The sequence below is a fragment of the Bacillus sp. BSL6 genome, assembly GCF_052928345.1.
Map to the genome: position 1 here is coordinate 388,352 of NZ_JAVGCW010000001.1, position 21,666 is coordinate 410,017.

The following is a 21,666-nucleotide window of genomic DNA, read 5'->3' on the forward strand; positions in this document are numbered from 1 at the left end:
GCTATGTTTTGAATAGAAAGGGTTATTCGTATGGATATGGAATTACGAAATCGCTATGAACCCATTGTAAGGCAATATAGATTGGATACGCAGCATATGGAAGAGCACGGAAGCGTAACGAAAATTTATACGAATCAAGGTCCATATGCGCTCAAGAAAATAGAAGGCAGGAAGTTAGAGCGGAATAATTTTCTGCACCATATTCAATATTTGAAGGAGAAAGGTTTTTCAAATTATGTACCTATATACCATGCGACGGACGGAAATTATATTTTAAGTGACGGTACGTATAATTATTATTTAATGCCTTGGTTAGAGCGTGCGGAAGGAAACGGTGAGGATAATGATCAATACCATAAAATGTTTCAGACTCTTGGAATGTTGCATCAAAAAACGGTAAAAGAAGAAACGTATACAGAAGAGGATTTAGAAAAACATTATACAAATATATCCGAGCGCTGGGAAAATGATGGCGAGATGCTAGAAGAGTTTCTTGTAGAATCGGAATCGAAGTGGTATATGTCTCCGTTTGAACTGCAATATTGTACGTATTATCATCATGTAATGAGGGCGCGTGAGTTTGCAACGAAGCAATTAAATGAGTGGAACGATGCGATGAAAGAAAAAGAGACAACACGCATTACTTTTGTACATGGTAATGTATCATTGAATCATTTTTTATTTGATTATGAACGGAACGGCTATTTTATTAGTTTAGAAAAATCGAAGTTTGCAACACCTGTGCAAGATATTGTAGGGTTTTATTCTCGGTCGTTAAACACATATCCAATTGCGCGAAGCGATCGGTTTGAATGGTATCAAATGTATCAAAAAAACTTCCCTTTTACGAAAGAAGAGCAACTACTCATGTTTGCGTATATGACGTATCCATCGCAATTTATTCGGCAAATCCAGTCTTATAAGAAAAGAAGAGAGCGTCGTAATGAGCAAAATGAACTTCTCGGAGTAAAGAGTTTGCAACAAGCGCATTGGCTCGTTAGTAATATAGAATATTTCCTTTCGCAATTACAAGCTGCCCAGCAAGGGAACGGATAAAAAGATAAGTAGAGGGTGCTACTTATCTTCTTTTTTTTACTCAAAAAGCTGTAGTATTAAATTTATCTTGACGAATAAGGTTTCGTTTTTTACACTATTGTATATAATAATTAACAATCATATAAATGCCTTGAAGGGGAAGAGTATAACAAGAAACGTCTTCAGAGAGGAGGATCATTAGCTGGGAGATTCTCTAGATAGTTATGTTAGAAGGTAGCCCTGGAGCATCTTTTCTGAACGGAATAGTTCTCATTAGGAAAAGACGGATTTGTCCGTTATCAAGTTAAGAGTATAAGCAAATTCCTGAATTTGTTTGTAAATAAAGGTGGTACCGCGATGTCCCTCGTCCTTTTTTGGATGAGGGGCATTTTTTATTTTAAGGAGGGAAAATAATGTCAAACACGGAAAAGAATTTACCAACTAAATATGATCATATGTCCGTTGAAGAAGGCCTTTATCAGTGGTGGCTAGAAGGCAAATATTTTGAAGCAACAGGAGACGAGAAGAAACAACCGTATACAATTGTAATTCCACCTCCGAACGTAACTGGTAAGTTACACTTAGGTCATGCATGGGATACAACACTTCAAGATATTTTAACTCGTACGAAGCGTATGCAAGGTTACGATGTATTGTGGCTTCCAGGAATGGACCATGCGGGTATCGCAACACAAGCGAAAGTAGAAGGAAAACTTCGTGAAGAAGGTATTTCACGTTACGATCTTGGCCGTGAGAAATTCCTTGAAAAAGCTTGGGAATGGAAAGAAGAATACGCTTCTCACATTCGTCAACAATGGGGGAAAGTTGGTTTAGGACTAGACTATTCTCGCGAACGTTTCACATTAGACGAAGGTTTATCTGATGCGGTTAATAAAGTATTCGTTCAATTATACGAAAAAGGCTTAATTTACCGCGGTGAATATATTATCAACTGGGACCCGGCAACACGCACAGCTCTTTCTGATATCGAAGTAATTCATAAAGAAGTTCAAGGTGCATTCTACCATATGAACTATCCGTTAACAGATGGATCTGGTCATATTCGTCTTGCAACAACTCGTCCAGAAACGATGCTTGGTGATACAGCGGTAGCGGTTCATCCAGAAGACGATCGTTACAAGCATTTAATTGGAAAAACAGTTACACTTCCAATCGTAGGCCGTGAGATTCCGATTATTGCTGATGAGTATGTAGAAAAAGATTTCGGAACAGGTGTTGTAAAAATTACACCAGCTCATGACCCGAATGACTTTGAAGTAGGTAACCGTCATGACTTACCACGTATCTTAGTAATGAACGAAGATGGAACGATGAACGAAAAAGCTGGTAAGTATAACGGTATGGATCGTTTCGAGTGCCGTAAAGCGTTAGTAAAAGATTTACAAGAAGCGGGCGTATTAGTAGAAATCGAGCCTCATATGCATTCAGTAGGTCATAGTGAGCGTAGTGGTGCAGTTGTTGAGCCTTACTTATCAACACAATGGTTCGTAAAAATGGCTCCACTTGCTGAGAAGGCAGTAGCGCTTCAGCAAAAAGAAGAAGAGAAAGTAACGTTCGTACCAGATCGTTTCGAAAACACATATTTACGTTGGATGGAAAACATTCACGACTGGTGTATTTCTCGTCAATTATGGTGGGGACACCGCATTCCAGCTTGGTATCATAAAGAAACTGGTGAAGTATACGTAGGTACAGAAGCACCAGCAGATATTGAAAATTGGAATCAAGATAACGACGTACTTGATACATGGTTCAGTTCAGCACTATGGCCATTCTCAACACTTGGTTGGCCAAATGAAGATGCAGCAGACTTCAAGCGTTACTATTCAACAGATGCACTAGTAACTGGTTATGACATCATCTTCTTCTGGGTATCTCGTATGATTTTCCAAGGTTTAGAGTTTACAGGCGAGCGTCCATTTAAAGATGTATTAATTCACGGTTTAGTTCGTGATGAGCAAGGACGTAAAATGAGTAAATCTCTTGGTAACGGTATTGACCCAATGGAAGTTATCGAGAAGTACGGTGCAGATGCAATGCGTTTCTTCTTATCAACGGGAAGTGCACCAGGTCAAGACTTACGTTTCAGCATGGAAAAAGTAGAATCTACTTGGAACTTCATTAATAAAATTTGGAATGCATCACGTTTCGTATTAATGAATATGGATGACATGAAGTATGAAGAAATCGATTTAACTGGTGAAAAATCAGTTGCAGATAAGTGGATTTTAACTCGCTTAAATGAAACAATCGAAAGCGTAACACGTAACATGGATAAATATGAGTTCGGTGAAGCGGGCCGTTCATTATACAACTTCATCTGGGATGATTTCTGTGACTGGTACATCGAAATGGCGAAACTTCCTCTATACGGTGAAGATGAAGCAGCTAAGAAAACAACTCGTTCTATTTTAGCTTACGTATTAGATCAAACAATGCGTCTGTTACACCCATTCATGCCATTCGTAACAGAGAAGATTTGGCAACATTTACCGCACGAAGGCGAATCTATTACAGTAGCAGCGTGGCCAACAGTTCGCGAAGATTTACAAGATACAGAAGCTGCAGCAGAAATGCACCTTCTAGTTGATATCATTCGCTCTGTTCGTAACATTCGTGCAGAAGTTAATACGCCAATGAGCAAAAAAGTTCAAATGCAAATTAAAGCAAAAGATGAGGCTGTACTTGCTCAACTTACGAAAAACAGTTCTTACATTGAGCGTTTCTGTAACCCAAGTGAATTAACAATTCAAACGGATTTACAAGCGCCAGAAAAAGCAATGACTGCAATCGTAACGGGTGCAGAGTTATTCTTACCGTTAGCTGATCTTATCAATCTTGATGAAGAGAGAGCACGTCTTGAGAAAGAGCTTGAGAAGTTCGACAAAGAAGTAGAACGTGTACAGAAGAAACTTTCAAACCAAGGTTTCGTAGCGAAAGCTCCTGCAGCAGTTATTGAAGGAGAGCGTGCGAAAGAGCAAGATTACCTAGAAAAACGCGAAGCAGTTCGCCAACGTCTAGCAGATCTTGAGAAATAAAATGCTTTTTAGAGACTCACTATATTGGTGAGTCTCTTTTCTTTGCGTATAATAGGGTTATGAAGGTTGTTTTTTGAAAGGGGAAAGCATACGTGATACATACATACGAAGAAGCGATAGGGTGGATTCATAGCCGATTGAAGTTTGGTATTAAACCAGGATTAGAAAGAATGAGATGGATGCTAGAAGAACTCGGAAATCCAGAACGTCACATAAAATGTGTTCATCTTGCTGGTACAAATGGAAAAGGTTCAACGTTAACATATATGCGCTACATGTTAGAAAATGCAAAATATAAGGTAGGAACATTTACCTCCCCTTATATTGAAACATTTAACGAGCGTATTAGTGTGAATGGAACACCAATTGCAGATGAAGAGATTACTGAACTTGTAAAGATGGTAAAGCCAGTCGTTGAAAAACTAGATGAGACGGATTTAGGGGAAGCGACTGAGTTTGAAATTATTACTGTTATGGCAATTTGTTACTTCGGTAAAGTTAATTTCTGTGATGTTGTTTTATTTGAAACAGGGCTTGGAGGGCGCTTTGATTCTACGAATGTGATTCACCCAGTTCTCACGATTATTACGAATATCGGTCACGATCATATGCATATTTTAGGTAATACACTAGGGGAAATTGCATATGAAAAGGCGGGAATTATTAAGTCTGGTGTTCCGGTTATTACTGGTGTGCAAGATGAGGAAGCACTGCAAGTCATTCAAAAAGTTGCAAAGGAAAATCATGCAAATGTATACGAGATGGGCAACCATTTTACATCGTTACATAAACAGTCTAGCGAAGATGGAGAACATTTCGATTTCACTTGCCCTTTCGCCTCTTTTGAAGATGTGCGAATTTCAATGAAAGGCAGCCATCAAGTAGGAAACGCAGCGCTTGCGCTTATGGCAGTCATGTATGTAAAAACATACTTATCATTTTTAATTGAGGAAGAAGAAATAAGAAGGGGATTACAGGAAGCGTATTGGGTGGGGCGCTTTGAAAAACTGCAAAGTAATCCGGATATTATTATAGATGGTGCTCATAACCCAGAAGGTATTGAAAGTCTTGTGAAAACGGTAGAATCACATTACAAAGATAAAAATGTAATAGTTTTATTTACTGCCCTTGGTGACAAACAATTGCACAATATGGTAGATCAATTAGAAACCATCGCCGATGAAATTATTTTTACAACATTCGCCTTTGATCGTGCTATTTCAGCAGGCGAGCTTGCATCGTATGCAAAGAAAGAGTCAAAATTAGTTTTTGAAAATTGGAAAGAGGCAATTGATACGAAGGTTGAAATGCTTGGAGAAAATGATGTTTTTATCATAACAGGTTCTCTTTATTTCATTTCGGAAGTTCGAAAATATATTCGCGAAAAAAACTAGATAGTCTTTGCTATCTAGTTTTTTTGTTCTACAAATGAAGTCAAATGCATACATATAAGATAAATATATAGGGTTATTTGGCGAATTCCTCTGACAAATATCTCGTTTTTTTGTGAAATGAATATGATATGATGCGGACAACGATAAGAGGTGAGGTGTGAGTGTATGGACAAGCAATCACGAACGATCTCAGTGAAAGTGAATGGAACAGAAGCGAAGTATGAGGAGAAGAAGAAAGATGAATTTGACTGGATGGTAGTAGAAAGTGAAAGGCCAAAAAACGTTGTTCCGTTTCAAAAATCGAAAGTAGCGTCTACGGAAAAAAATCGAAAGAAGTGGAGCAATACGTTAATTGCAATCGTTGCAACTGCAATTATTATTGGTACGGCGTTTGGGATGGGGATGCTACAGTTACTGAAAGGACAAGGTGCGACAGGAGGAAGCGAAGTAACAGCTTCGAAGCAGATGCGAAAGGAAGAATCAAAGGTGGGTGGAACGGCAGAACAAACACAAGCACCAAAAGAGGAAAAAACAAAAGCACAGACAGGAACGTCATTAGATCCAATGAAATTATTTTTTGTTCAAGGGGGAATGTATTCTTCTGAAGAAAAGGGACAGGCCGCTCTTGAAGAGTGGAAAGGTAATGGAGGTGTAGCAGCCTTAAAACCGAGCGGTGATAAGTATGCATTAGTTGTTGGTATTGCTAGCGATGAACAAGGCATAAACCAATTAATGACGCAGTATAAAAAAGATAATGTCTCCGTATTGAAAAAGGACTGGGATATAACAGATAAAGCGTTACTTAAAGATGATAAAGAAGTTGGAGCGTTTTTAACAAAAGTACAGCCATTATATACTCATTTAGCAAAATATGCTTCTAGCGTACAAGCTAGTGAAAAAAGTAATGCAAAAGATATAAGTGCAATCGAAAAAGAGTGGAAAGCGATTGAAAAAGAAGGGAAAAGTATGAAGCAGGAAGAAGCGAAGAAATTGTATATGTATACGTCGGTAGCTGTGCAAACAGTGAAGGACGGAAAAGATGATAAGGAATCTTTAGCGAAATTAAATCAAGTTATCATTGATGGTATACTTTCATACGAAAAAATTGTTTCACAAAAGGTGAAATAATAGGATAATGAAATGACGAAGGAAGAAGTATAGATGCTTCTTTCTTTTCTTTTGAATTTAGAGTAAAGTGCTTTCTTTATGACAGAAATATAATCGTGTTTTAGTAAGGAAGTATTATTTTGTTTAGAGAAAATAATATTTCTTTTATTTGTGGACAAACTATTCCTTTGATACGATTGATGTAAATGATTCTGTTTCATGTGAGAAAGGAAGGAGAAAATATGAGAAAAATTATTTTAGCTTCAGGATCACCTCGCAGGAAGGAATTGCTTGAGTTAGCGGGTGTGCCATTTGAAATTATTGTAAGTGAAGTAGAAGAAACGATTGGTGCGTATTCATCACCTTCTGATATTGTTATGTCCCTTGCCCTGCAAAAAGCATCTGCGGTAGCAGAAAATAACAGTGATCATATTGTGTTAGGTGCAGACACAATTGTTACATATGAATCGCGTATTCTTGGAAAGCCATCTAATGAGGCTGAGGCGAAAGAAATGTTGCAATTATTATCAGGAAAAACACATGAAGTGTATACTGGTGTTGCAATTATAGAAAAAGACAAAACAGTCACTTTTTACGAACGTACAGAAGTTACGTTTTGGGAATTAACAGAAGAGGAAATTGACGCATACATTGCATCAAAAGAGCCTTTGGATAAAGCCGGAAGTTATGGAATTCAAGGTAAAGGATCTATTTTTGTTCAACATATTCAAGGGGACTACTATAGTGTAGTTGGATTACCAATTTCACGTCTTGTTCGGGAATTAAAACAATTTAATATTGATGTAACCCATGCGTAAAATTGCATGGGATTTTCTTTGAGAGAACAAATAAAGGGGTGGAGAAATGAACGGTATTCGTGATGTTGTCAAAGAAGAACAGCCACGGGAGCGTTTATTGTTAGAGGGAGCTGGAAGTTTATCTAATCGGGAGCTTCTTGCAGTGTTACTGAGAACAGGTTCTAAAGAAGAATCAGTTTTGAAGTTATCAGATAAAATTTTACATCACTTTGATGGTTTACGTATGCTGAAAGATGCAACGTTAGAAGAGCTTGTCAGTATACATGGTGTCGGGGTTGCAAAGGCAACTCAGCTTATAGCCGCTTTTGAACTCGGTAGAAGAATGGTGCGTTTAGAATATCAAAATAGATACAGCATTCGAAGCCCGGAAGATTGCGCCACATACATGATGGAAGAAATGCGCTTCTTGCAGCAGGAGCATTTTGTATGTCTCTATTTGAACACAAAGAATCAAGTCATACATAGGCAAACGATTTTTATCGGAAGTTTAAATACTTCAATTGTACATCCAAGAGAAGTTTTTAAAGAAGCGTTTCGCCGTGCAGCAGCCTCTATCATATGTCTTCATAACCATCGGATTATGTGTAAGTTCGACACTTAATTTACCTTATGATATTATGGTAATACCTAAAAAAATTAGGTATTACCTAAATATAGGGGTGACTTATGAATAAATTTAAAATAGTAAATAATAATACATGTTCAAAAATAAATGTATTAGACCTAGATTTAGAGAAGTTCCAATATAAATTGATTGAAGATTGGGAAAGGCAGCAAGTGGTTAAGGGGTTTACTAAAGAGACGGTTGCTCTAAATTTAAGGAATATAGATGAATTTATTAAGTTTAATAAAAAGTATGTTTGGGAAATTTCAGCAGAAGATGTAGAAAAATTTTATTACAGTTTGGTTGGGAAGGGGTTATCTCATAGCACTAGAAGGAAATATCAGTCTAACATATCAACATTTTATTCATTTTTAAAAAGTCGTAAAAGTTTAGAGCTTTATAATTCGATTGGGGTTTTAGTTCCTGAAGTTATAGATGAGTTTAATAAATTTTTTCATAGGAAAGATGATGATGATGTCAGAGTGATACCACCTAAGAAGGAGATACTAGATATGTTTTTTAACGAACTTAAAAGTAGGATATTAACCAGTAGAAAATATTATACAGTTGCAAGAGATTATGTTTTCTTTAAAACTTTATCATTGAGTGGTTTAAGAATAAACGAGTTAGTAATGCTTGATATAAATGATTTAAGGTTTGATTTGGGGCATAATGGGAAAATTCATGTTCGTTATGGAAAAGGTAGTAGAGGGACTGGGCATAAACCTAGATGGGTACCTATGCTTTCTGGATTAGACAAACTATTAGAATGGTATCTGGAAGAAATTTTACCAGGTTTAAAAAATAATCAAGTTAATGCAGCTCTTTTCTTATCAGAGGCTGGAGAACGAGTTGGCAGAGACACCATGAGGAGCAACCTTATTAGAAGGCAAAAAGAAATAGGAATTCCAAAATCTGAGCAGTTTAGTGCTCATCAATTAAGACATGCATTCGCTACAAATTATGTGGAATTAGGAGTAGATATCTTAACAATGAGCAAACTGTTAGGACACTCTAATGTTTCAACTACAGCAGGATATTTAGAACCTAGCAGTAATTTTATAGAAAATAGAATTAGATTAGCTCAAAACAAATGGAAATCGCAATTAGAAGAGGTATTAAGGGAGGAGAAAAATGAGTGTTGAATGGAAATTGAGGCAAGTGATGGCTAAAAATGAAATATGGTCTGGTACAGAATTAGCGAGATTGATGTATGAAAAGACAGGTTATAAAATGTCAGCCCCATCAATATCAGCTTTAATTAATGAATCTCCTAAGCAAATGAAAATGACAACTTTGGATGCTCTTTGTACGACTTTAAATTGTAAGCCAGATGAATTATTAGTTCATACTCCAACTTTATTAGTTTCTAAAACTACAGTGCAAAATGAAGGAACAAATGAGGGGAAAGTTGTTAACGGAACTAATAGGAAGTTGCCTCCTGTATAAGATGGGTTACACAAGTTGCCCAAATTGTTCAAATAGAGTATCAGAAAATACAATTAAACTTTCTGGGGTATGTAATAATTGTTATTGTCATAGGACTTTGCAACGGTATAAAGATGATTATGAATTCTTAAAAAGTAGACTTAAAGATCCTTCATATGCAAGCCATGTTTTAAATGTAATTAATTTTGTGAGTAAAAGTAAATTTTCTAATGTGATTAAGTATCGAACAGTTGTTAATTTCATAAAAGTTCTTAATCAAATAAATGACTTGAAGTTAATAAAAGAACACTTGATTGAAAAAATATACTTTGAGAAATGTGCAGTAAAATCACCAAAAATATTGGAAATAATTAAGATATATTTTTATTCATTAGATTTAATAAAGTTTGATGAAGTATCAAATCCTTTTCCTAATATAGATATTAGACATACCTCAAGATATAGAGCTGATATATTAGATTATTTTTTTGATGATAATAGGTGTTCAGATTGTGGAGAGCAATTAACTGTAAAAAGTAAATATAGTTTTTGTTATAGTTGTGTGGATTATAGGTCCTTATATGTGTGTACTACTGAAAATTTCATCAATGAAGAGTTTAGTAAAGATCTAGCTAAAAATATGTATAGAGATTATTTGGAATATCTAAACCAATTGATCGTAAGTCCTTGTACATTTAACGAGGCACTCAGAGAAGCTGTGAAATTTATTAATTTTACAGTAGATTATTTACCTAATAATTTTAGTTTAAATAATCATATGAAAAATAATAATCAGTTATTATTAGTACATAATAGCGATAAACTATTTGAGTTTCATTTATCAGAGAAGTGGCTGGAAATTTTTAATGGGAAGTTTAAATCTTATAAGAAAAAGCACTTTATACAGTATCTAATAACTCTTGGATTAATAATAGAAAATGAAGATAAACCTAAAGAAAAAATATTAATAAAAATAAAGAAATTACCTATTAAATTTCAAAAATCACTATGTGCTTTTGTAGAAAAAAATGAACAAGAAATTGATAATTATCGAAAGAAAAATGCTTCTAAGGAAAAAAAGTGGGTCACAGTTAATCAGTATATTGATAATCTAATCTTATTTGTAAAATGGTTAATTGAGAATTATGAAATTGATAATTGGAGTCAAGTAACTGATAAAGAAGTTAATATATATTTACTTACTTTCCCAGAGAAAAGAAGAACTATCTTAAAAAGGTTACTATTTAATTTTTTTGAATTTTCTTTGAAAAAAAGGTGGATTTTTAATAATCCTATTGAAGAGTTTGTAGCAAGGGATTTTAAAGTAGATTCAAAACCTTTATCCTTAAAAGAACACGCAGAAATATATAATTCAATATTAAAGTATAAATCAGAGTTTGTTATAGAGGTCTTTATTACTTGTTTAGTTTATTTCCATTCACTTACTCCAAAACAAATTAGTGCAATAAAATTATCTGATATCAAATCATCATCTAAATTAATTGAAATACCTAATAGAACAGCAGTTTATTTATCAGATTTAGAGTTACTATTACTTACAAAGATTTTAATCTTAAGAGAAGAACAATTAAAAAACAGACCTAGTGAATATTTATTTTGTTCATTTAATTACTCGGTACAAAAAAGTGTGAGTAGAGTAGTGATAAAGAGATATGTAAAAAAAATTACAGGATATACAGCTAAAGATCTAAGAACAGCAAGTATACAGTACTGTACGCAATACTTTGGGATTGAATATGTTCATCAGTGTATAGGTTTGTCTTTAACACAAGCTAGCAGATATGGTGATATAGAAGACTATTTGATTGATGAAATAGTTGAAGAAAGTATAAATAAATTAAAGTAATTAAAAACCAATAAATACTATTTTAGATTTCTATGAAAAGACACCGATTAAAGAAAGAATGGGAAACTTATATTCAAGACTATAAAATAGCGGATTATCAAAGGTTTCCTGGTGTCAAAAACAGAACCTACCGGTTCATCGGCTATATTACTGGCTACACAAATTATCATCTGAAACGGAAAATCAAAATAAAATTGAACATTTTGGAGTTACTTTACGTTTATTTATAAACTGACCATCGGTATTATGGTGTAAAAGAAACCCCTGAGAAATCAGGGGGGTTCTTTTTTATGTGGAAAATTTGTAGAAAAACTTTTAATTTCAAAAAATAAAGATCTTATTTTAGCTGAGATATATTTATACTGTATAATATTAACTGTGAAAAACAATATCTATTCCTTTTGGGATATGAAGGAGGACTAGGAAATGCAGGGTTTGCTTTTTGATAGATACATTTTAAATAATAAAATTGATAATATTAAAATTGATGATATAGATAATAAACTAAAAATTTTAAAGGGGTGGGTAAATAAATTTGAAATCTTGAGTCAAAAAAATGAGAAAAATTTACAACCAATATTCTTTGAAACAATTTTTAAAAAGGTTTTAGACTATACGGATTTAATTACAGATGAAGATGTTTGGTCGATTCAATTTGAAGAAAAAACAGAAGTAGATTCTACAAAACCAGATGGGATCTTAGGAGTTTATACTAATTCAACAGCTGCTACATATGCAGTAATAGAATTGAAAGGCTTTGATGTAGATTTAGATAAAAAGCAAATGCGTGAAGGGAAAAATTATGGAACTCCTGTAGATCAAGCATATTCATATGCCCATAAATTTGATGATTGTGAATGGATAATTGTTTCTAATATGCTGGAGATTCGATTATATAAAAACGGTACTTCTCAAAACTTTTATGAAAGTTTCTATCTAAATGATATTCTCAATGAAGCTGACTTTAAAAAATTTTACTTTTTATTGACTAAAAACTCTATTGTTCAACCTGCAAAAAAATCACCTTTGCTAAATTTAGTTGAGAAAACTAATACTCAAAAACAAAAAATTACAAAGGAATTCTATACATACTACTCTCAAACACGTAGTTCATTATGGGAAACTTTGAAGAAAAATAATTCTGGATATGATGATGAAATCTTATTAGAAAAATCTCAAAAAATACTAAATAGAATTACATTCATTCGATTTTGTGAAGCGAATAATTTATTAAAGGCTAATACATTAAAATCTTTTTATGAGGAGGGAAAAAACTCTAAGTTATCATCTTGGGAATTTTTAGAAACTCTATTTAATTACATTGATAAAGGTAATACCAAAAATGATATAAACAGGTATAATGGTGGGTTATTTAAAGAAGATACTGTGTTAAACAATATCGTAATTCCAGATAAAGATTTTGAAGTTATAGAAAAGTTTTTTGATTATAATTTTAAAGATGAATTAACAATTGATATATTAGGGCATATTTTTGAACAATCTATTTCTGATATTGAAGCTCTGAAAGGAATTAAAAAAGAAGAAATTGGTTCTCGTAAGGCCAATGGGGTTTTTTATACTCCTGAATACATTACTTCTTATATAGTAAAAGACGCAATTGATGATTGGATTGAAAATGAAAAAGTGAGATTGGATTTTAATTCACTAACTGATTGGAAAAATGCTAAAAGTAAAAGTGCGGAGTCAAGAAGTATAAATCGACACATTGAAAAATTGAAAGAACTCAAAGACGCACTTAATAATATAAAAATATTAGATGCTGCTTGTGGTAGTGGAGCATTTTTAATAAAAGTATTTGAATATCTAGTTCAAAAGCATAAAGAAATTCAAAAAGAAATAGCAGATTTAAATGCTTTACATACAGGTGGGATAGAAAATAATTTAGCTTTAGATTTGGATATGGATAGAGAAATTCTAAAAAATAATATTTATGGAATTGATTTAAATAAAGAATCTGTTGAAATTACTAAGTTATCTTTATGGCTACAAACAGCTAATAATAAAAAACCTTTAACTACTTTAGATGACAATATTATTGTTGGTAATTCGATAGTCAATGATGAAGAAATAGCTCCAGCACGAGTAATCAACTGGGAAAAAGAATTTACCAGTGTACAAGAAAAAGGCGGATTCGATATTATAGTGGGGAACCCACCATATGTACCTATAGATTTTCTTGATAGCGATACTTCGGAATATTTCCAAGAAGAATACCAAGATATTCTCAAAAATAAATGGGATATTTCAGTTATTTTTATGCATAAGTGCGTAAGCTTTTTAAATTCTTCAGGAGTTTTGTCTATGATTGTTCCTAGGACTTGGTTAACAGGAGCAAACTATACTAAATTTAGAGAAGTATTTTCAAGTGAATTGAATCTAAATAAAATTATTAGTTTACCAAAAGATGTATTTCCAGATGCGAATGTAGATACCTGCATTTTTATTGGAACTAAAGATAATCCAGGTAACAAGATTGAAAAAAATTATTTAGCTTATAAGTATGACATAAAAGCTAAAATTTCAGTACTTAATGTTATCGATGATGATATGGATTCTATTCCCATCGATTTTATTAAACAACATCATATGAATAAAATCTTTACAGATATTAATTCTTATAAACTATATAACAAAATACAAGTATTATTAAAAGACGAAAGTAACTATACTCAATTAGGAAGTATTACAGATTCTACACAGGGACCTGTAGAAAGTAAATTTGAATATTCAACAAGACCTATTACTAAATATCACATTCCATATTTAAAAGATGGACAGGGATACCGTTACCGTTTAAATGTGGAAAGTTCTAATTATATTAATTTATCTGAAAAACAAACGCTGATATCTTATTATGTTAAACAACCTAGATTATACTGTCGGCGCATTGTTAATAGACAAGATAGATTAATGGTTTCCTATTGTGAAAATGACTTAGTTACAAAAAAAGAATTGAATCCATTTATTGTTACTGACAATAGATTTCATATTAAATATATATATGCACTGTTTAATAGCAAATTGTTGTCATATATTTATATTAATTTTTCGACGCTAGCACTAAAAGATGATTATCGTCAAACTACTTTAAAAGAATTACGGGAATTGCCAATCAAAATTATAAATAGTGATAAGCAAATACAGGTAGTGAAAAAGGTTGAAGAATTAGAACATAACATTTATCAATTTGATAAATTATATGAACAAGCATGTGCACAATTATCTGCTATATTGAATATAAAGCTTAATCAAGCATTGAAGAATTTTTATCGACTTAATTTTGCAGACTTCTTAAAGGCAGTAAAAAAAGTGACTAAGTTAAACAAAAATCTCATTCAAGAACTTGACGAACTACGAGATGTATATTCTATGGAATTATTAGAGTTAGAGAATAGTATTTTGGAAATTGATAATGAAATAGAGAACATTGTATATAAACTATATGAACTTACTGATGAAGAAATACAAAAAATAGAAGAACATTATTCTACTTTTACAAATAGTTCATCTTTATTCTCTTTAAAATAAGTTAAAAATCTGGCGTTTACATCTTTACAGTAGAATAAGTGATTAATAAAAAAATCAGATAGAGCCTATAAAAGTATAGGGCTTTATCTGATTTTTTTTATTTACTAACAGATAATATTTCAATTGCACTTTTTAAAATCTTAATTTCTTTTTTTAACTTGCGATTTTCAATGAGGATATCATTTAATTTAGTAATGTTATTTTTGTTGGTTTGATTTTTTACTTTAATTTCTTTAGTCCACCTATATATAGTACTTTTGGAAATTGAATATTTTTCAGTTAGTTCATTAATAGATGAGCCATTAATGTAATTACTGACTATCTCATCTTGCACTTTTTTGTTATATCTAATTTTGCTCATCGATATCGTTGCCTCCTTTAATTAAACTATATAAACAATATTCATTATGATGACTATAGTCTGTAGAGTCAATGGTGCTTCTTCTTAGTTAATTAGTTAAGAGGTGAGTACATGGATATTGTTAATGCATTTGGAACGGTATTAAAAAAACATAGAAAGTTAAATGGGCTATCACAAGAACAGCTAGCATTTTTATGTGATCTTGATAGGACGTATATTGGGTTACTAGAGAGGTCACAAAGACAGCCTTCATTAAAAACGATATTTAGAATTGCAAATGAATTAAATATATCAGCTTCGGACTTAATAAGAGAAGTAGAGGAACTAATTAACTGATTTAGATTAAACATCTATAAACGAACATACACATTTCCATCCCTCAGGAGACCCAGCGCCGAGCCGAGAAGATATTGAAGTAACAAAACGCTTAGTAGAATGCGGCCGAATTATCGGAATTGAAGTGCTTGACCATATTATAATAGGTGACCATAAATTCGTGAGTTTAAAGGAAAAAGGTCATATTTAAGACTATGCTTTTTACTTATTTTGTTTTATAATGTGATTTATGAGTTTTTTGTAGAAAATTATCTACAAAAAGGATAAAGATATAAAAAACGTACTGTTTTTATAATATAAAGTAAGAAAAAATGAGTCCGTGAAAACAAGAAAGGAAGATAAATAATATGTTTGGATTTGGTGGCTTTACTCGCGATCTTGGAATAGACTTAGGAACTGCGAACACGCTTGTATATGTAAAAGGAAAAGGTGTAGTGTTACGTGAACCTTCAGTAGTAGCGTTACAAACTGATACGAAACAAATCGTTGCTGTAGGTAGCGATGCAAAACAAATGATTGGTCGTACACCAGGAAACGTTGTGGCACTTCGCCCGATGAAAGACGGTGTAATTGCTGATTACGAAACGACAGCAACAATGATGAAATATTACATTCAACAAGCTCAAAAATCAAATGGATTCTTCTCACGTAAACCATACGTAATGGTATGTGTACCATCTGGTATTACAGCTGTAGAAAGACGTGCAGTAATCGATGCGACTCGTCAAGCTGGTGCTCGTGATGCTTATCCTATCGAAGAACCATTTGCAGCAGCAATTGGTGCAAACTTACCTGTTTGGGAACCAACTGGTAGCATGGTTGTTGATATTGGTGGCGGTACAACAGAAGTTGCAATCATTTCTTTAGGTGGTATTGTAACAAGTCAATCAGTTCGTGTTGCTGGTGATGATATGGACGATTCAATCATTCAGTACATTAAGAAAAGCTACAACTTAATGATCGGTGAAAGAACAGCTGAAGCATTAAAATTAGAAATCGGTTCTGCAGGCGAGCCAGAAGGTATCGAGCCTATGGAAATTCGCGGTCGTGATTTAGTAAGTGGTTTACCAAAAACAGTACTAATTCAACCAGAAGAAATTGCAGATGCATTAAAAGATACAGTAGATGCCATTGTAGAATCTGTTAAAAATACGTTAGAGAAAACTCCACCAGAATTAGCGGCAGACATTATGGACCGTGGCATCGTATTAACAGGTGGCGGAGCATTACTACGTAATTTAGATAAAGTAATTAGTGAAGAAACAAATATGCCAGTTCTTGTTGCAGAAGATCCATTAGATTGCGTAGCAATTGGAACGGGTAAAGCATTAGACAATATCGATCTTTTCAAAACTGCTGCTCGATAATATTGCAAAATAAAAATCAATGAAATTAAGAGGGTGTGAACGTGCCACAGTTTTTCTTAAACAAAAGATTAATTGTTTTGTTAGTTAGTATTATTCTTCTCGTGGCATTGATTGGAATCTCATTGAAAGAACGGAACAGTTTAACATGGCCAGAGCAGTTTGTTAAAGACACTGTCGGTGTTGTAGAACGTGTATTCCAAAAGCCAGCGAAATACGTAGCTGGATTCTTCGAAAATGTAGAGGATGTAAAGCGCACGTATGAAGAGAATAAAGAATTAAAAGCAAAATTAGACAATTATGCAGGTCTATCAGGGAAAGTAAAACAATTAGAAGATGATAACAAGAAGTTACAAGAGTTAACGGGTAAAGATAAGTTAAATAGCGGTTATACTGAAATTCCAGCGACTGTTGTTTCTCGTAATCCAGATAAATGGTACGATTTAGTTGGACTTGATAAAGGGGCACAGCAAGGAATAAAAAAAGATATGGCTGTATTAACTCCACAAGGTTTAGTGGGACGAGTGAAAAGTGTATCTCAGTTTACATCATCAGTAGAATTGTTAAGTTCTATGAGCCGAACAAATCGTGTTTCTGCTATCGTACAAGGGAATGAGAAAATCTTTGGATTGATTGAAGGTTACGATAAAGAAAAGCACTTACTTCTTTTCACAAAGATTGGTTCTGATGCACCGGTAGATAAGGATCAACTAGTTGTAACATCTGGGCTCGGTGATATTTTCCCGAAAGGTCTTGTAATTGGAAAAATCGTTGAAGTTCAGCAGGATCCATACGGTTTAACAAAAACAGCTTATGTAAAGCCAGCCGCTGATTTAAATGACGTAGAGCATGTTGTAGTTGCGAAACGTGAAACGCCTTCAGCGCCATTAGAATAGGAGGGGGAGAAGAGATGATGAAGATTTTAAAAAGAGCAGCTCTTCCTCTTTTGCTCCTTTTTGCTTTTTTATTTGAAAATATGTTTGCTACTATTGTTCCAACAGAGGTTTTTTGGAAAGACAGTATAGCATCACCTCATTTCTTTATCATTGTGTTATGTTTTATTACTGTGTACTATAGTCCGGTCCAAGGGATTTATTACGGACTATTATTTGGTTTCTTATTTGATACCGTATACACGGAACTTGTTGGTATATATATTTTTGCGTATCCGATTTTAGTTTATTTAGTTTATAGTGTGATGAAGGTACTACAATTGAATTTATTTATTGTTACTTCTATCGTACTAGCTAGCATAGTAGCATTAGAGTATTATGTGTATGGATTTTTAACTTTGTTAGGACGTACTCATATGTCGGCGTATGTCTTTTTCACAGATCGTCTCCTGTCTACTTTATTGCTAAATGCAATTTTCTTATTGATAGTTTGTTTCCCACTGAGACGATATTTAGTGCGTCTTTCAAAAGCGATGGAAGAAAAAGAAAAAAGGATTTTCTAATTTTATGTCGAATTGAATCGGTGGGGTGAACTTTAGTGGAAGAAAAAAAGCAACAAAATGTAACAATAAAAGGGACAAAAGACGGAATAACCCTTCATTTAGATGATTGTTGTTCATTCTCTGAATTATTGAAGGAATTGGATGAAAAGCTTTCTACACATTACTATGATGGTGATGGACGCTCTTTAATTGAAGTGCATGTGAAAGTAGGAAACCGTTATTTAACAGAAGTCCAACAAGAAGAGATTCGTACGTTAATTCGTAATAAAAAGAATCTCGTTGTGGATTCGATTGAAAGTGATGTTATAACGAAAGAGGAAGCAATAGCTTGGAAAGAAGAAACAGAAATCGTCCCTATTTCCAAAATTGTTCGCTCTGGACAAGTTTTACATGTAAAAGGAAATTTATTGTTAATTGGTGATGTTAATCCAGGCGGAACGGTTATCGCTGGGGGGAATATTTTTGTCGTAGGATCATTAAGAGGAATTGCACATGCGGGGTATTATGGGGATTCAGATGCTGTAATCGCTGCATCTGTTATGAACCCGATGCAACTTCGAATTAGTGATGTGGCAATGCGGGCTCCGGAAGAGAAAGAAGACGGAGCGGAGGCGGCAGAATGTGCATATATTAATGAGAACAATCACATTGTTGTCGATCGACTGCAACTTCTCACTCATCTTAGACCTAATTTAACAAAGTTAGAAAGGGGAATTGTATAGCTGTGGGAGAGGCAATAGTAATTACATCTGGAAAAGGCGGTGTAGGTAAAACTACAACGTCTGCGAACATTGGGACAGCCCTAGCGTTATCTGGAAAGAAAGTGTGCTTAATTGACACAGATATCGGTCTTCGAAACTTAGACGTAGTAATGGGGCTGGAAAATCGTATTGTATTTGATCTTGTTGATGTCGTTGAAGGGCGTTGCCGTTTACCTCAGGCTCTTATTAAAGATAAACGTTTTGATGATCTTTATTTATTACCTGCAGCACAAACGAGTGATAAATCAGCGGTAACACCTGAACAAATGGATGAATTAATACAAGTATTACGTCAAGATTATGATTACATATTAATTGATTGTCCTGCGGGGATTGAGCAGGGATTTAAAAACGCGGTAGCTGGTGCGGATAAAGCAATTGTTGTTACGACGCCAGAAGTATCCTCAATGCGCGATGCGGATCGTATTATCGGGCTTTTAGAAAAAGAGGATATTGAACCACCGAAACTTGTTATTAATCGTGTGCGTAGTCATATGCTTCATGAACAGGATATGTTAGATGTTGATGAAATCGTACGTACATTGTCAATCGAGCTTCTTGGTGTTGTCGAAGATGATGATGAAGTTATTCGTGCTACAAATACAGGTGAGCCTGTAGCGTTGCAACCGAGCGGAAAAGCAGCGTTAGCTTATCGTAATATTGCAAGACGTTTGTTGGGTGAGAATGTCCCATTACAAGCATTTGAACAAGAAAAGGTATCGGTATTTACAAAGATGAAAAACTTCTTTGGAATCCGTTAAAAGCACTTCGCATATTTGCGGAGTGCTTTCTTTTTTCTTCACACGAATATCTTTCTTTCCTAGCTCATACATATGTACAAACTGTATACAACTGTTTCTATGTAAATTAGCTGAACGAAAGAAGGGAGACAGTATGAAGAATAGACGTGTAGAAGAAATTAAAAAACGGATTGCGAAAAGGAAGGCAGAGCAAGAAAGGATGGAGGAAGAGCAGTATTTTGCTGGAGAGAATTTTGATAGTGAAACAGTATTTATTGAAGATGGAGAAAAGGAAATTCATCCTTTATTTCGAAAAGAAGTATTTTTCTTCAAAGTATTGTTATCAGCAATATTAGTTCTTTCTGTCGCTATTTTATATAAGAATGCACCTTCTTCTTTTGACGGTGCGAAAGTTGTTACAGAAAAAGTGATGAAAGAAGAATTTCAATTTGCTACTGTAGCGAAATGGTACGAAAAACAGTTTGGAAAACCTCTCGTGTTCTATTCGCCTAATGAGAAAAAAGAAGGGACCATTCAGCAAAAAGATTATGCAATTCCTGCTTCCGGAAAGGTGATGCAAGGGTTTCAAAAAAATGGCCAAGGTGTATTTGTTCAAACAGCTACAAATGCAACTGTTGAGTCAGTGAATGAGGGGCTAGTTGTTTTTGCAGGAAAGAAAGAGGAACTTGGTAATACAGTTCAAATTCAGCATGCAGATGGCACGGAGTCATGGTATGCAAATTTAAATGATATGTCAGTGAAATTATATGATTACGTTTCAAAGAAACAAAAAATTGGAACGGTGAGTAATGATACAAACGACAAAAATGGTAAGTTTTATTTCGCAATAAAAAAGGATGAAAAATTTATTGACCCGATTCAGGTGATTTCATTTGATTAAATATAGAGAGGTTTTAACGAAAATTTCAGTGCATCCGTTGTTTTGGGTTATTATTGTCATTGGTATTTTTACGGCACGTTTTAAAGAGTTACTATTGTTATTTTGTATCGTTCTTATCCATGAACTCGGGCATGCTTTTGCAGCAGCACACTATAATTGGCGCATCAAAAAAATTCAACTTTTACCGTTTGGTGGTGTAGCTGAGCTTGAGGAGCATGGGAATAAGTCATTGAAAGAGGAGCTTGTTGTCGTAATTGCAGGACCTAGTCAACATATTTGGATGATGGCGATAGGCTATATGTTGTTTGAAGCTGGTTGGCTTCATGCGGAATTATATTATTTCTTTATGTGGAATAATATAATTATTTTAGCATTTAATTTACTACCTATTTGGCCGCTTGATGGTGGAAAAGTATTGTTTAACGTCTTATCATATCGTTTTCCTTATTTACAAGCACATGAAAAGATGATGAAATTATCATGTGTTTTTTTTAGTGTCATACTAGTGTGGCAGTTACTTTGGAATAGTAATAATATTATGATGTGGGTACTGCTTATATTTTTAGCGGTGTCGTTATATCAAGAATGGAAACAAAGACGATATGCCTTTATGCGTTTTTTATTAGAACGTTATTATGGGAACAAAAGAGGAATTGAAAAGATTGCACCAATTGAAGTGAAAACAGAAGATCGTTTATATACAATCTTCACAAAATTTCGTAGAGGATATAAGCACTCTATTATCGTCCATGGGAAATATAAAGAACATTACACATTGGATGAAAATGAATTGCTTTATGCGTATTTTACTGAAAAACGAACAACTTCATCTGTTGAAGAATTAATCGGTTAGTGTTGACGTTAGCACTAACCTTTTATTATTGTA

18 protein-coding genes, 3 pseudogenes and 1 other annotated feature are annotated in these 21,666 nt (G+C 33.9%); of the genes and pseudogenes, 20 read left to right on the plus strand and 1 reads right to left on the minus strand.

Annotated features, from left to right (window positions below; translation table 11 throughout):
• The first annotated feature begins 30 nt into the window (after positions 1 to 30).
• From ysxE to RCJ96_RS02255, 11 genes and pseudogenes are all read left to right on the plus strand, one after another.
• Entirely contained in the window at positions 31 to 1,056 is a 1,026-nt protein-coding gene (gene ysxE / locus RCJ96_RS02205) for a spore coat protein YsxE (RefSeq protein ID WP_242304582.1), read from the plus strand.
• 121 nt (positions 1,057 to 1,177) lie between these two features.
• Positions 1,178 to 1,410: a binding site (T-box leader), on the plus strand.
• A gap of 38 nt (positions 1,411 to 1,448) precedes the next feature.
• Positions 1,449 to 4,094, plus strand: coding sequence for a valine--tRNA ligase (locus RCJ96_RS02210; RefSeq protein WP_074607668.1), 2,646 nt, complete (start codon positions 1,449 to 1,451; stop codon positions 4,092 to 4,094).
• 92 nt (positions 4,095 to 4,186) lie between these two features.
• Positions 4,187 to 5,488 carry a bifunctional folylpolyglutamate synthase/dihydrofolate synthase gene (locus RCJ96_RS02215; RefSeq protein ID WP_074607669.1) on the plus strand — a complete coding sequence of 434 codons (1,302 nt, stop codon included), beginning with the start codon at positions 4,187 to 4,189 and terminating at the stop codon, positions 5,486 to 5,488.
• Between the two features lie 165 nt (positions 5,489 to 5,653).
• Positions 5,654 to 6,616: a stage II sporulation protein B gene (locus RCJ96_RS02220; protein ID WP_316148790.1), complete on the plus strand. Its 963-nt coding sequence runs from the start codon at positions 5,654 to 5,656 to the stop codon at positions 6,614 to 6,616.
• Between the two features lie 221 nt (positions 6,617 to 6,837).
• The gene (locus RCJ96_RS02225; protein ID WP_270795199.1) at positions 6,838 to 7,413 is read left to right on the plus strand and encodes a Maf family protein; all 576 of its coding nucleotides are present in this window, start codon (positions 6,838 to 6,840) and stop codon (positions 7,411 to 7,413) included.
• A gap of 46 nt (positions 7,414 to 7,459) precedes the next feature.
• Positions 7,460 to 7,987 (plus strand): annotated as a pseudogene (gene radC, locus RCJ96_RS02230) (DNA repair protein RadC); the annotation flags it as partial.
• 92 nt (positions 7,988 to 8,079) lie between these two features.
• Positions 8,080 to 9,162 carry a tyrosine-type recombinase/integrase gene (locus RCJ96_RS02235; protein ID WP_001031894.1) on the plus strand — a complete coding sequence of 361 codons (1,083 nt, stop codon included), beginning with the start codon at positions 8,080 to 8,082 and terminating at the stop codon, positions 9,160 to 9,162.
• Positions 9,152 to 9,466 (plus strand): helix-turn-helix domain-containing protein, encoded by a 315-nt coding sequence (locus RCJ96_RS02240; protein ID WP_000110210.1) that lies wholly within the window; start codon positions 9,152 to 9,154, stop codon positions 9,464 to 9,466. Before RCJ96_RS02235 ends, RCJ96_RS02240 begins: the two co-directional genes overlap by 11 nt.
• Positions 9,429 to 11,312, plus strand: a complete 1,884-nt coding sequence (locus RCJ96_RS02245; RefSeq protein ID WP_154317595.1) for a hypothetical protein — start codon at positions 9,429 to 9,431, stop codon at positions 11,310 to 11,312. The genes RCJ96_RS02240 and RCJ96_RS02245 overlap by 38 nt, the downstream gene beginning before the upstream one ends.
• Before the next feature lie 133 nt (positions 11,313 to 11,445).
• A pseudogene (locus tag RCJ96_RS02250) lies at positions 11,446 to 11,547 on the plus strand (hypothetical protein); the annotation flags it as partial.
• A 191-nt stretch (positions 11,548 to 11,738) separates the two neighbouring features.
• A complete protein-coding gene (locus RCJ96_RS02255) occupies positions 11,739 to 14,861 on the plus strand; it encodes an Eco57I restriction-modification methylase domain-containing protein (protein WP_446699717.1) in 3,123 nt (1,040 codons plus the stop codon).
• Positions 14,862 to 14,958: 97 nt separating this feature from the next.
• Here RCJ96_RS02255 and RCJ96_RS02260 read toward each other — a convergent pair whose 3' ends face one another.
• The gene (locus RCJ96_RS02260) at positions 14,959 to 15,222 is read right to left on the minus strand and encodes a helix-turn-helix domain-containing protein (RefSeq protein ID WP_000036416.1); all 264 of its coding nucleotides are present in this window, start codon (positions 15,220 to 15,222) and stop codon (positions 14,959 to 14,961) included.
• A 111-nt stretch (positions 15,223 to 15,333) separates the two neighbouring features.
• On the opposite strand from RCJ96_RS02260, the gene RCJ96_RS02265 reads away from it, so the two are divergent.
• The 9 genes and pseudogenes from RCJ96_RS02265 (at position 15,334) to spoIVFB (ending at position 21,633) form a co-directional block, all read left to right on the plus strand.
• Entirely contained in the window at positions 15,334 to 15,558 is a 225-nt protein-coding gene (locus tag RCJ96_RS02265) for a helix-turn-helix domain-containing protein (protein WP_000355838.1), read from the plus strand.
• A gap of 31 nt (positions 15,559 to 15,589) precedes the next feature.
• Positions 15,590 to 15,748: pseudogene (locus RCJ96_RS02270) on the plus strand (JAB domain-containing protein); the annotation flags it as partial.
• A gap of 157 nt (positions 15,749 to 15,905) precedes the next feature.
• Positions 15,906 to 16,925 carry a cell shape-determining protein MreB gene (gene mreB / locus RCJ96_RS02275; RefSeq protein ID WP_000466737.1) on the plus strand — a complete coding sequence of 340 codons (1,020 nt, stop codon included), beginning with the start codon at positions 15,906 to 15,908 and terminating at the stop codon, positions 16,923 to 16,925.
• 41 nt (positions 16,926 to 16,966) lie between these two features.
• Positions 16,967 to 17,818, plus strand: coding sequence for a rod shape-determining protein MreC (gene mreC / locus RCJ96_RS02280; RefSeq protein ID WP_001135483.1), 852 nt, complete (start codon positions 16,967 to 16,969; stop codon positions 17,816 to 17,818).
• Positions 17,819 to 17,832: 14 nt separating this feature from the next.
• The gene (gene mreD, locus RCJ96_RS02285; RefSeq protein WP_000975746.1) at positions 17,833 to 18,378 is read left to right on the plus strand and encodes a rod shape-determining protein MreD; all 546 of its coding nucleotides are present in this window, start codon (positions 17,833 to 17,835) and stop codon (positions 18,376 to 18,378) included.
• Positions 18,379 to 18,413: 35 nt separating this feature from the next.
• Positions 18,414 to 19,100 (plus strand): septum site-determining protein MinC, encoded by a 687-nt coding sequence (gene minC / locus RCJ96_RS02290; RefSeq protein ID WP_000391517.1) that lies wholly within the window; start codon positions 18,414 to 18,416, stop codon positions 19,098 to 19,100.
• A 2-nt stretch (positions 19,101 to 19,102) separates the two neighbouring features.
• A complete protein-coding gene (gene minD, locus RCJ96_RS02295) occupies positions 19,103 to 19,900 on the plus strand; it encodes a septum site-determining protein MinD (protein ID WP_000503310.1) in 798 nt (265 codons plus the stop codon).
• Between the two features lie 133 nt (positions 19,901 to 20,033).
• Positions 20,034 to 20,780, plus strand: coding sequence for a stage IV sporulation protein SpoIVFA (gene spoIVFA, locus RCJ96_RS02300; protein WP_316148789.1), 747 nt, complete (start codon positions 20,034 to 20,036; stop codon positions 20,778 to 20,780).
• Complete coding sequence (gene spoIVFB, locus RCJ96_RS02305; protein ID WP_316148788.1) at positions 20,773 to 21,633, plus strand: stage IV sporulation intramembrane metalloprotease SpoIVFB; 861 nt, start codon at positions 20,773 to 20,775, stop codon at positions 21,631 to 21,633. The genes spoIVFA and spoIVFB overlap by 8 nt, the downstream gene beginning before the upstream one ends.
• The last annotated feature ends 33 nt before the right edge of the window (positions 21,634 to 21,666 follow it).

Coding starts and splice junctions, on each gene's coding strand:
- ysxE (WP_242304582.1), top strand. CDS start 31: ATGGATATGGAATTACGAAATCGCTATGAACCCATTGTAAGGCAATAT.
- RCJ96_RS02210 (WP_074607668.1), top strand. CDS start 1,449: ATGTCAAACACGGAAAAGAATTTACCAACTAAATATGATCATATGTCC.
- RCJ96_RS02220 (WP_316148790.1), top strand. CDS start 5,654: ATGGACAAGCAATCACGAACGATCTCAGTGAAAGTGAATGGAACAGAA.
- RCJ96_RS02225 (WP_270795199.1), top strand. CDS start 6,838: ATGAGAAAAATTATTTTAGCTTCAGGATCACCTCGCAGGAAGGAATTG.
- RCJ96_RS02235 (WP_001031894.1), top strand. CDS start 8,080: ATGAATAAATTTAAAATAGTAAATAATAATACATGTTCAAAAATAAAT.
- RCJ96_RS02240 (WP_000110210.1), top strand. CDS start 9,152: ATGAGTGTTGAATGGAAATTGAGGCAAGTGATGGCTAAAAATGAAATA.
- RCJ96_RS02255 (WP_446699717.1), top strand. CDS start 11,739: ATGCAGGGTTTGCTTTTTGATAGATACATTTTAAATAATAAAATTGAT.
- RCJ96_RS02260 (WP_000036416.1), bottom strand. CDS start 15,222: ATGAGCAAAATTAGATATAACAAAAAAGTGCAAGATGAGATAGTCAGT.
- RCJ96_RS02265 (WP_000355838.1), top strand. CDS start 15,334: ATGGATATTGTTAATGCATTTGGAACGGTATTAAAAAAACATAGAAAG.
- mreB (WP_000466737.1), top strand. CDS start 15,906: ATGTTTGGATTTGGTGGCTTTACTCGCGATCTTGGAATAGACTTAGGA.
- mreD (WP_000975746.1), top strand. CDS start 17,833: ATGATGAAGATTTTAAAAAGAGCAGCTCTTCCTCTTTTGCTCCTTTTT.
- spoIVFA (WP_316148789.1), top strand. CDS start 20,034: ATGAAGAATAGACGTGTAGAAGAAATTAAAAAACGGATTGCGAAAAGG.